The 14570-nt window shown below is 68.3% G+C and carries 13 protein-coding genes; 5 read left to right on the forward strand and 8 right to left on the reverse strand.

What is annotated here, in order from left to right; translation table 11 throughout:
- Positions 1 to 57 precede the first annotated feature (57 nt).
- Positions 58 to 1941 (reverse strand): ferrous iron transporter B, encoded by a 1884-nt coding sequence (locus ACFYLW_RS08225; protein WP_312063075.1) that lies wholly within the window; start codon positions 1939 to 1941, stop codon positions 58 to 60.
- Positions 1941 to 2213, reverse strand: a complete 273-nt coding sequence (locus ACFYLW_RS08230; RefSeq protein WP_292083287.1) for a FeoA family protein — start codon at positions 2211 to 2213, stop codon at positions 1941 to 1943. The genes ACFYLW_RS08225 and ACFYLW_RS08230 overlap by 1 nt, the downstream gene beginning before the upstream one ends.
- Positions 2214 to 2361: 148 nt before the next feature.
- On the opposite strand from ACFYLW_RS08230, the gene ACFYLW_RS08235 reads away from it, so the two are divergent.
- On the forward strand, positions 2362 to 2895 hold the full coding sequence (locus ACFYLW_RS08235) for a cytochrome c family protein (protein ID WP_312063072.1): 534 nt from the start codon (positions 2362 to 2364) through the stop codon (positions 2893 to 2895).
- 19 nt (positions 2896 to 2914) lie between these two features.
- Here ACFYLW_RS08235 and ACFYLW_RS08240 read toward each other — a convergent pair whose 3' ends face one another.
- From ACFYLW_RS08240 to ACFYLW_RS08255, 4 genes are all read right to left on the reverse strand, one after another.
- On the reverse strand, positions 2915 to 6148 hold the full coding sequence (locus ACFYLW_RS08240; RefSeq protein ID WP_312063097.1) for an efflux RND transporter permease subunit: 3234 nt from the start codon (positions 6146 to 6148) through the stop codon (positions 2915 to 2917).
- 2 nt (positions 6149 to 6150) lie between these two features.
- Positions 6151 to 7284: an efflux RND transporter periplasmic adaptor subunit gene (locus ACFYLW_RS08245; protein WP_312063070.1), complete on the reverse strand. Its 1134-nt coding sequence runs from the start codon at positions 7282 to 7284 to the stop codon at positions 6151 to 6153.
- A 110-nt stretch (positions 7285 to 7394) separates the two neighbouring features.
- Positions 7395 to 8171, reverse strand: a complete 777-nt coding sequence (locus tag ACFYLW_RS08250) for a hypothetical protein (protein ID WP_312063068.1) — start codon at positions 8169 to 8171, stop codon at positions 7395 to 7397.
- Entirely contained in the window at positions 8168 to 8932 is a 765-nt protein-coding gene (locus ACFYLW_RS08255) for a class II aldolase/adducin family protein (RefSeq protein ID WP_312063066.1), read from the reverse strand. The genes ACFYLW_RS08250 and ACFYLW_RS08255 overlap by 4 nt, the downstream gene beginning before the upstream one ends.
- A 164-nt stretch (positions 8933 to 9096) precedes the next feature.
- Between ACFYLW_RS08255 and ACFYLW_RS08260 the strand changes: the two genes are divergently transcribed.
- The 3 genes from ACFYLW_RS08260 to ACFYLW_RS08270 all read left to right on the forward strand — a co-directional run bounded on the left by ACFYLW_RS08260 (position 9097) and on the right by ACFYLW_RS08270 (position 11583).
- Positions 9097 to 10239, forward strand: coding sequence for a DUF2336 domain-containing protein (locus tag ACFYLW_RS08260; RefSeq protein WP_312063064.1), 1143 nt, complete (start codon positions 9097 to 9099; stop codon positions 10237 to 10239).
- Between the two features lie 31 nt (positions 10240 to 10270).
- Positions 10271 to 11047: an NAD kinase gene (locus tag ACFYLW_RS08265; protein WP_312063061.1), complete on the forward strand. Its 777-nt coding sequence runs from the start codon at positions 10271 to 10273 to the stop codon at positions 11045 to 11047.
- Between the two features lie 62 nt (positions 11048 to 11109).
- The gene (locus ACFYLW_RS08270; protein ID WP_312063059.1) at positions 11110 to 11583 is read left to right on the forward strand and encodes an Hpt domain-containing protein; all 474 of its coding nucleotides are present in this window, start codon (positions 11110 to 11112) and stop codon (positions 11581 to 11583) included.
- Positions 11584 to 11654: 71 nt separating this feature from the next.
- On the opposite strand, the gene ACFYLW_RS08275 is transcribed toward ACFYLW_RS08270, so the two are convergent.
- Both ACFYLW_RS08275 and ACFYLW_RS08280 read right to left on the reverse strand, forming a co-directional pair.
- Entirely contained in the window at positions 11655 to 12797 is a 1143-nt protein-coding gene (locus tag ACFYLW_RS08275; RefSeq protein ID WP_312063057.1) for a DUF2336 domain-containing protein, read from the reverse strand.
- 99 nt (positions 12798 to 12896) lie between these two features.
- Complete coding sequence (locus ACFYLW_RS08280) at positions 12897 to 13703, reverse strand: transglycosylase SLT domain-containing protein (protein WP_312063055.1); 807 nt, start codon at positions 13701 to 13703, stop codon at positions 12897 to 12899.
- Positions 13704 to 13832: 129 nt separating this feature from the next.
- Here ACFYLW_RS08280 and ACFYLW_RS08285 point away from each other — a divergent pair, with 129 nt between their 5' ends.
- Positions 13833 to 14567 carry a TonB family protein gene (locus ACFYLW_RS08285; RefSeq protein WP_312063053.1) on the forward strand — a complete coding sequence of 245 codons (735 nt, stop codon included), beginning with the start codon at positions 13833 to 13835 and terminating at the stop codon, positions 14565 to 14567.
- The last annotated feature ends 3 nt before the right edge of the window (positions 14568 to 14570 follow it).

The following is a 14570-nucleotide window of genomic DNA, read 5'->3' on the forward strand; positions in this document are numbered from 1 at the left end:
CGGAACATTCGTGCTGGCCGCAGTCAGAAGGCTCCGCCTTCTCGACCCGACGCGGCCTTAGCCCCCGCCCAGCGCCACGGCGACGTGATAGACGACGAAGGCCGCCAGATAGGCCAGCCCGAACAGATAGCCGACCATGATCATGGTCCACTTCATCGAGCCGGTCTCGCGACGAACCACGCCGAGGGTCGGCAGGCATTGCGGGGCGAAGACGTACCAGGCCAGGAAGGCCAGACCCGTAGCCAACGACCAGTCGGCCGACAGGACCGAGGCCAGGGCGCCGACGTTCTCTTCGGCGCCGGCGATCGAATAGACCGTGCCGAGCACCGCCACGGCGACCTCGCGCGCCGCCATGCCGGGGACCAGGGCCACCACCATCTGCCAGCTGAAGCCGATGGGGGCGAAGATGGGCTCTAGAGCCTTGCCGATCATGCCGGCGAAGGAATAGTCGATGGCCGGTCCCGTCGCCCCTTCGGGCGGATAGGGGAAGGTCGACAGAGCCCAGACGATGACCATCAGCGGCAGGATGATCTTGCCCGCGCGGCGAATGAAGATCTTGGCGCGCAGCCACAGATTGAACAGGACGCTCTTGATGTCGGGGATCTTGTAGGCCGGCAGCTCCATCATGAAGGGCTCGACCGCGCCGCGCCAGAAGACCCGGCGGATCACCAGCGAGACCAGAAGCGCACTGACGATGCCCGCCGCATAGAGGCCGAACATCACCAACCCCTGCAGGCTGGCCCAGCCCCAGACGGTCTCGTTGGGGATAAAGGCGGCGATGATCAGGGTGTAGACGGGAATCCGCGCCGAGCAGGTCATCAGCGGCGCGATCAGGATGGTGGTCAAGCGGTCGCGTTTCGCCTCGATCACCCGCGTGGCCATGATGCCGGGAATGGCGCAGGCGAAGCTGGACAGCAGGGGGATGAAGGCGCGGCCGTGCAGCCCCGCCCCGCCCATGATCTTGTCCATCAGGAAGGCCGCGCGGGCCATGTAGCCGAAGTCTTCCAGCACGATGATGAACAGGAAGATGATCAGGATCTGCGGCAGGAAGACCAGGACGCTGCCGACCCCGCCGATCAGACCGTCCACGATCAGACTCTGAACCAGGCCGGTGACGCCCTGATCCGGCAGGACCGTAGCCACCCATCCGCCAACCAGGGCGAAGAAGGCCTCGATGCCGTCCATCGCGGGCGTGGCCCAGGTGAAGACCGCCTGGAACATGACGAACAGGATGGCCAGCAGAATGGCCAGACCGGCGACGGGGTGCAGCAGGACGCTGTCGATCTTGCCCGTCAGGGTGTCGGGCCGCTCAGGCGGACGGACACAGGCCTTCATGATGCGCTCGGCCTCGCGGTGGGCGTCGCGGATTTCGGCGGCGGACGGGGCGTGCCACTCGCTGCGGGTCTCGCCTACGGCCTGATCGGCCTGAGCCTGCGCGGCGGCGACCAGTTCGGCGATGCCGCGCTTGCGCGTCGCCACCGTCGTGACCACGGGCGCGCCAATCTCGACCGACAGCTTCTCAAGGTCAATGCGCAGGCCCTGACGCTGGGCGATGTCGAACATGTTGAGGGCCAGCACCATCGGGCGACCGACCTGTTTCAACTCCAGCGCCAGACGCAGCACCAGACGCAGGTTGGTGGCGTCGGCGACGCAGACCACCACGTCCGGCGGGGTCTCGCCCGGCAGGGCGCCGAGCACGGCGTCGCGGGTTACCTCCTCGTCCAGACTGCGGGCGCGAAGGGAATAGGTGCCTGGGAGGTCCAGCACCGACAGCGTGCGGCCGTCGGCGGCGTGGATGCGCCCCTCCTTCCGCTCGACGGTGACGCCGGCGTAGTTGGCGACCTTCTGATGCGAGCCGGTCAGGGCGTTGAACAGGGCGGTCTTGCCGCTGTTGGGGTTGCCGACCAGAGCGATACGGGCAGTACGAACGGCCATATCCATCAGGCGTTTCCTCTATCCAGACGGATCGTCAGACTGGCCGCCTCATGCCGGCGCAAGGCCACGCGCATGTCATCCACCTTCATGGCGATGGGATCGCGACCGAACAGGCCCTCGTGCAGCAACTCGACACGCGCCCCCTCGACGAAGCCCAGTTCCAGAAGGCGACGCTCCAGCTCGATCTCGTGGTCCTGATGGTGGCAATGCGTGCCGACCTGAACGATGACGCCGCGATCGCCGCGTCGGGCCTGGCTAAGTTTGATGGTGTCGGTCATGGCGCTCATTACGACGGCGCCCGGCGCCGCTCACTTAAGTTGACAGTGATTATCAGCTGCGAACCGTTCGCGTCCAGTAACGATAACCGGCGCCGTTGCGACCAATCGCCCATCGGCTATCAAGAGCGACTGGCCTATGGAGTTCGTCATGCGCACCAACCTTCTTCTTTCCGCAGCCCTGACCGCCTCGTTCGCCTTGGCCGCCTGCGGCGACAACGCCGCGCCCGCCGCCGATGCGACGCCCAAGGCTCCGCCGCCGCCTGCGCCGACCGAGGCGGAGAAGGTCGCCATGCTGGCCGCCCTGCCCGCGCCCTACAATGCCGGCGACCTGGAGAACGGCCGTCGAGCCTTCGCCCGTTGCCGCTCCTGCCACACCATCACGCCGGGCGGCCCGAACATGGCGGGGCCGAACCTGTACGGCGTCTTCGGCCGCCAGGCTGGCGCGCTGGACAAGTACAGCTACTCGCACGCCCTGCGCACGGCGGGCTTCGCCTGGGACGCCGACAAGCTGGATCACTGGCTGGAGAACCCCAGGACCTTCCTCCCCGGCAACAAGATGACCTTCGCCGGCCTGCGCGACGCCACGGACCGCCGCGACGTCATCGCCTTCCTGAAGGTCGAGACCGGCTATGCCCCGGAAACGGCGAAGGCCGCCGCTGCCGCGACGGCCCCCGCTTCATGACCCTTGGACGCCGGGCGGATCAGCCCGGCGTCATGTCCGGCGTCTTGCCGTCGGCGATCTCCTGGGCTTCCCACTCCTCGATCTTGCGAGCGGTGTATTCCGGCGACTTGGTGAAGCGCGCCAGGACGCCGTAGATCACCGGCACCACGAACAGGGTCAGGATGGTGGCGAAGATCGCCCCCGTGAAGATGACCACGCCGATGGTCTGACGGCTGCCCGCGCCCGCACCTTGCCAAAGCACCAGCGGCAGGGCGCCGAAGGCAGTGGCGATCGAGGTCATGATGATCGGGCGCAGGCGCAAGCTGGAGGACTCGATAATGGCCTCACGGATGCTCCGCCCCTGATCGCGCAGCTGGTTGGCGAACTCAACGATCAGGATGCCGTTCTTGGCCGCGACCCCGATCAGGATGATCAGGCCGATCTGGCTGTAGATGTTCAGGCTGGAGCCCGCCATCAACAGGCCGAACAGACCACCCGCCGCCGCCAGAGGCACGGTCAGCATGATGACCGCGGGGGTGATCCAGCTCTCGAACTGAGCCGCCAGAACCAGGAAGACCAGCAGCAAGGCCAGACCGAAGGCCCAGCCCACGGCGCTGCCCGCCTCCTGCTGATCGCGGGCCGCGCCGCCCCACCGGATCGTGACGGCGCCCTGCGGCTGCTTGGCCACTTCGGCGTTCAGGAAGGCGACCGCGTCGTCGATGGTGGTGCCGGGGTTCAGATCGGCCGAAAGCGTGATGGCGCGCTGGCGATCCAGACGTCGGCGATCGGGCGTGTCGCCGGAGGTCTTGGTGGTGACCACCGCCGACAGCGGCACCAGCTGGCCCGCGCCGGTGGAGACGTAAAGAGCCTCCAGATCGGTCACGCCTCGCCGGTTGTCGCGGTCGGTCTGCAGGATGACGTCGTACTCCTGACCACCCTTGATGTAGGTGGTGGCGCGGCGCGAGCCGAACATGGTTTCCAGCGCGCGGCCGATCTGCTGCGACGAGACGCCCAGGGCGGCGGCCTTCTGCGGATCGACGTCGACCAGCAGACGCGGCGCGTTGGGCTCATAGTTCAGGCGCGGGCGCGAGAGGCCGGGGTTTTCCTGCGCCGCGGCCAGGATGGGCTGCAGCCAGTCGTAGATCGGGCCGTATTCGGCGCCCGTCACAATCATCTCGACCGAGTTGGAGTTGCCGCCGCCGCGCTGGAAGGCGCCGGGGGTCGAGGCGTTGACCTGGGCGTCCGTCTGGCCCCGCAGCTTGCCGTTCAGTTCCTGGGCGATCTCGTCAGCCGATCGGGAACGCTGGGACCAGTCGGCCAGGTTCAGAACCCCGTTTCCAGAGTTGTAGCTGCCGCCGCCGAAACCGGGCGACGAGATCAGGTAGTTGGCGGCTTCGCCGCTGTCGCGGTACTCGGCCAGGATCGGCTCCAGCCCCAGCATGATCTTGCGGGTGTAGTCGAAGCCAGCGCCTTCGGGCCCCTGCACCCGGATCTGGACGCGGCCGCGATCCTCGTTCGGCACCAGTTCGTTGGGCAGGACCAGGAAGATGCCGCCCGCACCCGCCGCCACCAGGACGATCAGGCCGATGACCCCGCCCACGGCGGCGCGACGGCCCAGCAGGGCGTTCAGCGAGTTGGCGTAGGAGTGCTTCAGCGCCTCCATGGCCCGGTCGACGCGACGGGCCAGCCAGCCGCCGGTCTGGGCCGGCTTCAGGATCTTGGACGCCAGCATCGGCGACAGGCTCAGCGCCAGGAAGGCCGAGAAGGCCACGGCCGCGGCGATGGCCGCCGCCAGTTCGACGAACAGACGACCGACGTAGCCCGGCAGGAACAGCAGGGGCGCGAACACCGACAGCAGCACCACGGTCGTCGCCACGACAGCGAAGAAGACCTGACGCGCGCCGCGCTCGGCGGCCACCAGCGGCGGCTCCCCGTGGTCCAGACGGCGCTGGATGTTCTCGACCACGACGATGGCGTCGTCCACCACCAGGCCGATGGCCAGCACCAGAGCCAGCAAGGTCAGCAGGTTCAGCGAGAAGCCCAGGGGCGCCAGGACGATGAAGGTCGCCAGCAAGCAAATGGGCGCCACCACCGACGGGATGATCGCGGCGCGCAGGCTGCCCAGGAAGATGAAGTTGACCAGGGCCACCAGGGCCATCGAGATGCCGATGGTGATCCAGACCTCGTCAATGGCGTGCGAGGTGAAGACCGAGTTGTCGGACCCGACTTCCAGCGTGGTGCCGGGCGGCAGGGTCGGCTTGATCTGCTCCATCAGGGCGCGCGCGCCGTCCGAGATCTGCAGGTCGTTGGACTGGGCCTGACGGGTGACCGCCAGACCGATCTGGTCGATGCCGTTGCCGCGGAACAGGCGACGCGCCTCGGCGGGGGCCTCCTCGATCCGGGCGATGTCGCCCAGACGCGTGACATAGGCCGCATTGCCCAGCAGGGCGCCGGTCACGCCGTTGGTCATGGCGGCGGACGCCGCGCCGAGCGTGCCGGACGCCTGGGCGCCGGTGGCCGTCGAGGCCGAGCCGCGCGTGCCGATAGGCAACTGGGCGAAGTCGGCGGGCCGCGCATAGGTGCGGGCCACGCGGACGGTGTAGTCCTTCTGGGTCGACTCCAGCGAACCGGCGGGCAGTTCGACGTTCTGGTTGGTCAGGGCGGTTTCGACGTCAGCGACGGTCAGGCCGCGCGCGGCCATGGCGGCGGCGTCCAGCCAGATGCGCATGGCGTAGCGCTGCTCGCCGAAGATGTTGACCTGGGCCACGCCCGGCACGGTGGCGAAGCGGTCCACCAGGTAGCGGTCGGCGTAATCCGTCAGCTCCAGACGATTCATCGTCGTGGAGCGCAGGAACATGATCATGATCGGCTGGCTGTCGGAGTCAGCCTTGGCCACTTCCGGCGGGTCGGCCTGATCCGGCAGACGCCCCTGGACGCGCGAGACGCGGTCGCGCACGTCGTTGGCGGCGTCGTCGATGTTGCGGTCCAGCGAGAACTCGATGTTGACGTTCGAGCGGCCGTCGCGGCTGGTCGAATTGATGCGCTCGACGCCCTGGATGCCGGCGATCTGTTGCTCGATCGGCTCGGTGATCCGGCTTTCGATCACCTCGGCCGAGGCGCCCGCGTAGCTGGTGCTGACAGAGACGATCGGCGGATCGACGTCCGGCAGTTCCCGCACCGGCAGGAAGAAGAAGGCCGCCAGGCCGATGACGCACAGAACGATGGCCGCCACCGCCGCGAAGACGGGGCGCCGGACCGAAACATCAGACAGCATCATCAGCGCGCCGCCTGAGCTGCGCGCGCGCCGCCCTTCTTGTCGCCGCCCCCGCCGACCGTGACGGGCGCGCCCGGCTGGATGCGGTTCAGGCCCGAAGCCACCACGCGGTCATTGTTGTCCAGACCCGACAGGATCTCGACAAAGCCGCCCTCGACGGCGCCGGTCTGCACCTCGACGCGCTGGGCGGTCGTGCCCTTCTCGCCGCGCGCGATGCGATAAACGAAGGCGCCCTGGCCTTCGTACTGCACGGCGGCTTCGGGCACCGAGAGGCTTTGACGGCGGCCTTGCTGCACGGCCACGCGCATCATCATGCCGGGACGGATGCGGGCGCCGGGATTGGCGAACTCGGCCCGGGCGATGACAGCGCGGGTCTGCTCATTGACGCGCGTATCCAGCAGGGCGATGCGGCCATTGAAGCTCTCGCCGGCATAGGCGTCGGCCGTGGCGATCAGGGGAGTGCCGACCTGAAGCACGCCCAGATAGCGTTCCGGCAGGGGGAAATCGACGCGGATGGCGCTGGTGTCGTCCAGGGTGGTGATGACCGATCCGGGCGAGATCAGGGTCCCCGGCGTCACCGTCGTCAAACCCAGAACCCCGGCGAAGGGCGCGCGCAGCACACGGTCGCCGCGACGGGCTTCCGACGCCGCGACGGCGGCGCGAGCGCTCTGCAGGGCGGTTTCGGCCTGCTCGGCGGTCACGCGCGGGGCCACGCCGCGCTCGGCCAGAATCTTGAAGCGGTCGTATTCGCGCTGGGCCTGGGCCAGCTGGGCCCGAGCCTGGATCAGGTCGGCGTCTTCCTCGCGCGCCTGCAGTTCGACCAGTGGGGCGCCCGCCGCGACCCGCTGGCCGTCGGTGAACATGACGCGCGTGATCAGCTCGGTCGTATTGGAGGTGATGTTGACCGAACGCTTGCTGCGGGCCACGCCCAGGACCCGGATCTGGTCGGCGAACTCACGCGGAGTCGCGACGGCTTCGGCCACCGCCTGACCGCGTCCGCCGCCGGGACCGCTGCGACCGGGACCGCCCGCGCCGCTCTTGTTGTCGTCAGCGAGGGTGATCTTCAGCACCGCCGCCAGGACCATGAGCCCCACCAGACAGGCCGCCGCGATGATGAAAAAATGGCGTTTGAACACGCGACGCAGTCTCCCCGACAACAAGCGGTCCCGCTTAGCGGGTCATGGCCGTTACGCAAATAAAGTATCTGTAACGTGGAGGGGTTTGGTTTCCGTCGCGGCAAATTGCGTCAGAAGCGACGCCAAACACTGATGATCGGACCTCTCGCGACGGGTGTTTCCCGCCCCGCGACAGCTTGTCGCCATCCGCCCTGAATGCTCCAGGCGCCGAAGTGACGAACGGCCGAGACCTCGACGGACAGCCACCGCGCGCCCTCCCCGTCGGTCGCGCCGCCGAACCCCTGCGCCATCAGCATCCAGTCGTCATTGAGATGCGTCCCCGCCGTCAGATCGACCCGGACCTCGTCAGGCAAGCCTTGACGCCAGCGTCGCGCCACCTGAGCCTCTGCGAAGGCGCGCCGAGGCGCCCAGCGGCGACCGTCGGAATCCCAGGAGCGCCCGACCAGCCCTCGCAGCTCCCAGTCGCTGTCGCCCGCGCCCGGCGCCGCATAGCCGGCGTTGCGGCCGGCCCCGCCCTGGGCATAGCCGGCATAGACGGCCACAACCTTGTCGTCGTCACGGTAGGCCTGCCACCGCGCGCCGATCTCGACCGGCCCACGCCCGTCATATCGGACAAAGGCGTCCTGTCCCTGCTGCCATTCGCCCTTGACCTGCAGGGTCAACCGCTCGGTCAGGCCATACTCGACCAGCAGCGACGCCGAACGATCCCTGCGCTCGACCGGCAGCCGGACCGTGCCGCCGGGGACAAAGCCTCGATCGGCGCGCATTTCCTCGTACTTCAGGATGGTCTGCCCCTGCCCCTTCGGCAGAGCCCAGCTTCCCGCCAAGGCCGACGACGACGCCCCCGCCGTCGCCAACCCGATCAGCAGCCCCCCGACCGCCTTCACACGTCGTGGCCCGGCGATTTTCGTTCCAGCTGACGCAGGGCGCCCGGCCAGGCGAGGGAAGACACAAAGCCGATGCCTCGACCCTGATCTTTGGTCTCGGCCTGCGCCGCGTCCGGAGCGATCAGCACCTGCTCACGTCCGCCCGACAGGGCCGCCACCTGCTGGGCACAGGCCCGCTCCAGGAAGAAGATCCCCACCCAGGCCTGGGCCGCCGTCTCGCCGACCGCCAGGGTGCCGTGGTTGCGCAGCAGCATCAGCGGCTTGTCGCCCAGATCCGCCACCAGCCGCTCGCGCTCGTCATGGTTCAGCGCCAGACCTTCGTAACCGTGATAGGCCACCTGATGCTGCAGCAGGCAGGCGTTCTGGCTGATCGGCAGCAGGCCGTCCTTCTGCGCCGCCACCCCGACGCCGTTCACCGTGTGCAGGTGGATGACGAACTTGGCGTCCTCGCGTGCAGCGTGGACCGCCGAGTGAATGGTGAAGCCGGCCGGATTGATGAAGCTGGTCGTCTCCTGGACGATATTGCCGTCCAGATCGACCTTCACCAGGGAAGAGGCTGTAATTTCATCGAAATACCAGCCGTAGGGGTTGATCAGAAAGTGGTGTTCGGGCCCCGGCACGCGGGCCGAGATGTGGGTGAAGATCATGTCGTCCCACCCGTGCAGAGCGACCAGCCGATACAGAGCGGCCAGTTCCACCCGCGCCTGCCACTCGGCCTCCGACACCCGCGACTTAAGCGACGACGCCGATCCGTCCGCCATGACGACCTCCCTTATCATTGTTCGGTTGAACCTCGCCCCGCTCCGGCGCGACGTCAAGCGACCCGCGTTCGCCCCGGAAGGTTTTCGTTAACCCTGTTTTCACGCCGTCAGGATGACTATGCCGCGCGGCCCGGGCGGCCGTTTTTCGATGCGCGGAGCCGCCAGTGTCCACAGTCGTTCCGCTAGACCCGGACAAGCCCTCCCAGGCCGTGCCGCTGGCGGGCCTGAGCCAGCTGCTGGATCTGGCCAAAACTCGGTCGCCCGACGATCAGCATCGCCTGCTGATGGGGGTGGCGGGCCTTTATGAATCCGCCGCCGAGCACGGCGGCGCGCCCGACGCCCTGGCCGACATCTTCATCGCCCTGACCCGAAAGGCCGAACGCGAGATCCGTCAGGTTCTGGCGCAGCGGCTGGCCAAGGTCGACTGGGCGCCCGCCGCCCTGGTGCGGATGCTGGCCGCCGACGAGATCGAGATCGCCCGTCCGGTGATCGCAGGCAGCCCCCTGTTGCTCGATGACGACCTGTTGCAACTGCTGGCCGATTGCTCAATCGAGCATCAGATTCAGGTGGCCCTTCGCCCCGATCTCGGCGCCGCCGTGGCCCGCGCCATCGTCGCGGGGGCCGATCCGGCCGTGATGACCGCCCTGGCCAGCAATCGGAGCGCTCGGATCGATCCCGCCGTTTTCGCCGATCTGGTCGAACGGTCCCGCCAGCTGGCCGCCCTGCGCGCGCCGTTGACCCGCCACCCATCGCTGAATGAAGACTTGGCGCTGCGCCTTTACCAGTGGGTCGGCGACGCCCTGCGTCAGGCGATCGGCGACCGCTTCAGCCTGGACCCCGCCCGGCTGACCGAGGCGCTCCAGAGCGCGGTCCAGACCACGGCCCAGGCCACGGTTCGCGACACGGCCGTCGCCTGGGACGCCGCATCCGCCGACCAAACGGACGCCCGACTGGTGGCCAAGCTGCACGCGGCCGGTCAGTTGCGCCCCGCCTATCTGATCCGGGCCCTGCGTGAGGAAAAGCTGGGAGTCTTTGCTCACGGCCTGGCCGTGCTGGGGCGCTTCGAGATCGCCCAGATCCGCCGGGCCCTGGCCGGCGACACGGCCCGCCCGCTCTTCCTGGCCTGCATCGCCGTGGGACTGGACCGGGCCGCCTTCCCCGCGCTTCTGACCGAAATCCGAAAGCTGAACGGAGGCTTCCCGCGTGATCCCGATGCCTCGGCCTGGCGGCTGGCGGACCGCTCGGCGGATCAAGCCGCCTACGAATTCCGCCTGCTGATGGCGGAACTGGGCGGCGCTTCCGTTTGACACGGGCCCCCTGCTCCGCTTGCCTAGCACTGTGAACAAGACCGCTCCCCTCGCCCTGACCTTCGTCGCCAGCGACCGCCCCGAAGCCGAGGCGGCGCGCGAACGGCTGAGCGAACGCTACGGCTCGGTTCCGGTGGCCGAGGCCGACGTCATCATCGCCCTGGGCGGCGACGGCTTCATGCTGGAGACCCTGCACAACAACCTGCAGCTCCGTACGCCGGTTTACGGCATGAACCGGGGCTCGGTCGGCTTCCTGATGAACGACTATGAGGAGAACGACCTGCAGGAGCGCCTGGCCGGCGCCGACCGGACCGTCATCCACCCCCTGCAGATGGACGCCTGGGTCGAAAGCGGTGAAGTCCACAGCGGCCTGGCCATCAACGAGGTCTCCCTGCTGCGTCAGACGCGTCAGACCGCCAAGCTGCGCGTCAGCATCAACGACAAGGTGCGGCTTGAGGAGTTGAGCTGCGACGGCTGCATGGTGGCCACGCCCGCCGGCTCGACCGCCTACAACCTGTCAGCACATGGTCCGATCATCCCGCTGGACGCGCCCAGCCTGGCCCTGACGCCGATCAGCGCCTTCCGCCCCCGGCGCTGGCGCGGCGCCCTGCTGTCGCACACAGCCCGCGTTCGCTTCGAGGTGCTGGAGCCCGACAAGCGCCCGGTCAGCGCCACCGCCGACAACTTCGAAGTCCGCCGCGTCACACGGGTCGAGGTCCGCGAGCGCCGTGACATCAGCCTGACCATGCTGTTCGACGCCGGGCGCTCGTTCGAGGAGCGCGTCATGGCCGAACAGTTCGCCAGCTGAAACGTCACGGGATTTTAAGCCTCCGCCCCTAGGCTCTCCGCCAAGAGTTCAGGAGCCGTCACGTGAGCAATCCTCCCCAGGTCATTCGCCCGCCCCACCCGCTGCGCGCCAAGGTCGGCGGATTCGGCGGCATCGACGCCGACGCCATCGCCAAGGCCGAGGCCGCGCTCAAGGCCATGTCGGCCCAGTTCGGCCAGTGGCTAAACGACGAGGTCGTCAAGCTGGATCAGGCCCAGGCCGACATCCGCGCCAAGGGCTATACGTCGGAAACCGCCGAGGCCCTGTATTTCCGCGCCCACGACCTTAAGGGGCTGGGCGCCACCTATCAGTATCCGCTGGTGACCCGGATCGCCGGCTCCCTGTGCCGGATGATGGACGACGCCGACAAGCGGATGCAGGCGCCGGTCGCCATTCTGGACGCCCATGTCGACGCCATCCGCGCCGTGGTCCGCGACGAAATCCAGACGGACGATCATCCGGTGGGACGCGACCTGGCCGAAGCCCTGGAAGCCCGCGTCGCCGAACATCTGGCCTGAGGCCCGCTCACAGCCACAAGAAAAGGCGCCGCCGATGTCGGGGCGCCTTTTTTCATGGGCGATGGCCTGGATCAGGCCGCGCTGACCGCCGCCTCCGCGCCCGGCGCCGCCGGACGATCCAGGCGCTCCATCAGATAGGTCAGATCGTCGCGCGAGGCGTTGGGCCGCTGGCTCAGGAAGCGCTCCAGCATGCGCTGGCGAAAGGCGTCGCTGGCGGTGTCGCCGCCCTCAGCCTGCAGGGCGCGCCAGGTGTCGACCCCGGCGCGGAAGGCCTGGAAGAGACGCGGCGGCAGGCCAGCCCGGTCATAGATGGCCTTGAGCCCCAGCGGCCCGGCGTCGTGCACCATCAGCCAGGCGCGATGATGCGGCGTGCCCGCCAACTCGGCCAGGGCGTGCTCGAACAGGGCCATCTGTCCGCGAGCCAGCGCCCGCAGCAGCAGGGAGGCGTTCAGAACCTTGCGCGCGTTCAGCCCGGCGACGAAGGCCGGCAGGTCGTTGCTGACCCGCGCCTGATCGACCAGATCGACCGTCGCCCGTTCGCGCGTGAACTGGGCGAACTGGATGGCGGTTTCAGGGGCCACGGCATGGCGCGTCACCAGATGCTCGCGCACGGCGTCGCTGGCCAGGGCCACCAGGCGTTCCGTCACGGACAGGGGCAGAACCTGACGGTAGGCGATGGCGGACACGACCTCGGACGCCTGACCGAAGCGGTCAATGACCACGCCCAGGGCGGCCTCGGAAAGGTCGGCGTTATCATTCGAAGCCAGAATCTGCACCGCCGAGCGGCAACCCTCGGCCGCCAGGACCGTGGCCACGTCGCGCGGCACGCGCCCGCGAGAGGCGACGGCGTTCTGGCGCACGACCGAGCCGGCGCGAATGATCTCGATCAGGTCGTCGTCGGTGAACGCCGGCGAACTGGCGATGATGGGCAGGGCCACGCTGTCTGCATCGGCGGCGAGGCGGCGCGCCACCTCGCGCGGCATCAGGTCCGACGCCTTGAGCGTGACGGCCATGGCGCGACGAACCAGTTCGGCGGCGTCATTGGCCAGAACGCCCAGAATTTTTTGAGCCGCCGCCCGATCGGCGTCGTCCATCTGCATCCGGTCGATGCTGCGGCATAGCTTGTGCGCCGCCGCGGCGCGGTCGTCTTCGGCATCCGATTTGATCAGGCGCCGGATATCGCTTTCCGTCAGTCGGGCGCGGTAGGCGGTCATGCGGGAGCTCGTAAGCTAGGCGGCGGGCGAAGAATCAATCGTCACGCTTAGCGTTACATAGTTAACGCCTTATTAGGAATGAGGCGAAACCACGTTCTTTTACGCCGCCGTCTCCGAGGGCGGCGCGAAAGCCCCGCCGAAGCCGCTGCTTTTGCCGCCCTGGCCGTCCTGTCCCAGCAGCAAGGCCAAGAGGCTCTGGTCCTGCTTCAGGCGATCCAGACGCGCGGCCAGCATGCGGTCCTTTTCGCTCAGGTCCGGCACGGCGTTCTTCGGACCCGAGCCGACGCCCGCCGCCGGAGCGCCCTCGCCCGCCGTGCGTTGCAGGTTGGCGTGAACCTCGGCCACCGTGGCGTGGCGGCCGTTGCGATAGAAGATCGAACGATTGGCCGACGCCGCTTCGGGGAACAAGGACGCGGCGCTGGCGCCCGGTCGCGCCTGCATGGCCTCCATCAGCTTGGCGGCGCCCGCCGGGCCGAGGAAGTGGGCGGCGTAAAGATCGCCCGCGCCCGGCTCCTGCCCCGTGCGGCCGCGCAGATAGGCGGCGTTGGAGGCCGTCAGCTCCGCCGCCATGGTCGAGGCGGCCTGAGGATCGAACCGCAAGTCCAGCACCACGTTGCGGGCCGAGCCCTGCACCCGCCAGCGCCCGTCATCGCCGCGATGGATCAGGTCGGCGTACTGACCGTAACCGTGCTTGGCGCCGTGCTGCTTCACCGTGGCCAGCCAGGTCTGCTCGATGAACTGGAACAGACCCGATGCCGAGGAGGTCGGAGCCCGCGCCGACGGGTTCATCGCGCTTTCGCGGCGCGCCGTCTTCATCAGGAAATCGAAGTCCACGCCGGTCGTGCTGGACGCACGCCGGATGGCCGCCTCAACCCCGCCAGATGATGGAATCGCTCCTACGCTCATATGGTTGACGGTCGCTAACTAAGGTTAACGAAAACCTAACGCCCAAGCGCCGCAATAAAGCCGCAAGCCGAGCGCGACCATTGTTCCGTGGGCGCTGGGGAGGGCCTGCGACAGGAGGCGTTGAAGGCCATGATGATCAGAACCGCGGGCGGCCCCGGACTGGTGAGCCCGATAGACTTTGCCGAACGCAAGAAGCCGATTCCACGCTGGATGTGGGCGGCGATCGGGGCATCCGCCCTGGTCCACGTCGGCGCCGGGGTGTGGCTCTACAATCAACGGTTCGAGTTGGCGGAGATCCCGGCGGTCGAGGACGGGCCGACCACCGTCATCGACATCCTGCCCATGCCGAAGCCTCCGGAGCCGACTATCGCGCCCAAGGTCCCGCCGGCGCCGACGCCGCCGATCCATCGGGCGGAAAACATCATCTCGTCCCAAGTGCCGCCTCTGGTGGTTCCCATCGCCCCGGTCACCTCGCTGGACGCCGGGCCGGTCATCAACCTGACCGCGCCCGCCAGCGAGCCATCGACCGGAACCGCGGTTGCGGCCGAACCGGTCCGATCGCCGCCGGTCATCACCAACCCCGACTGGGTGCGCAAACCGACGGCGGAACAGATGATGCGAGCCTATCCCTCAGCGGCCGAAGCGCGGGGCGTCAACGGCGTCGCCAACCTGTCCTGTCTGGTGAGGGTCGACGGGAGCCTGACCGGCTGTTCGGTGACATCCGAGACGCCCGGCAATCAGGGCTTCGGACGCGCCGCCATGGGCCTGACCCGCTACTTCCGCCTCAGCCCGCGCACCGTGGACGGTCAAGCTGTCGACGGCGCCCGCGTCAGCATGGCCATTCGCTTCAACCTGCCCGAATAGGAC

This window comes from Brevundimonas sp. NPDC007368 (assembly GCF_042869015.1).
In the GTDB taxonomy this organism is placed as follows: domain Bacteria; phylum Pseudomonadota; class Alphaproteobacteria; order Caulobacterales; family Caulobacteraceae; genus Brevundimonas.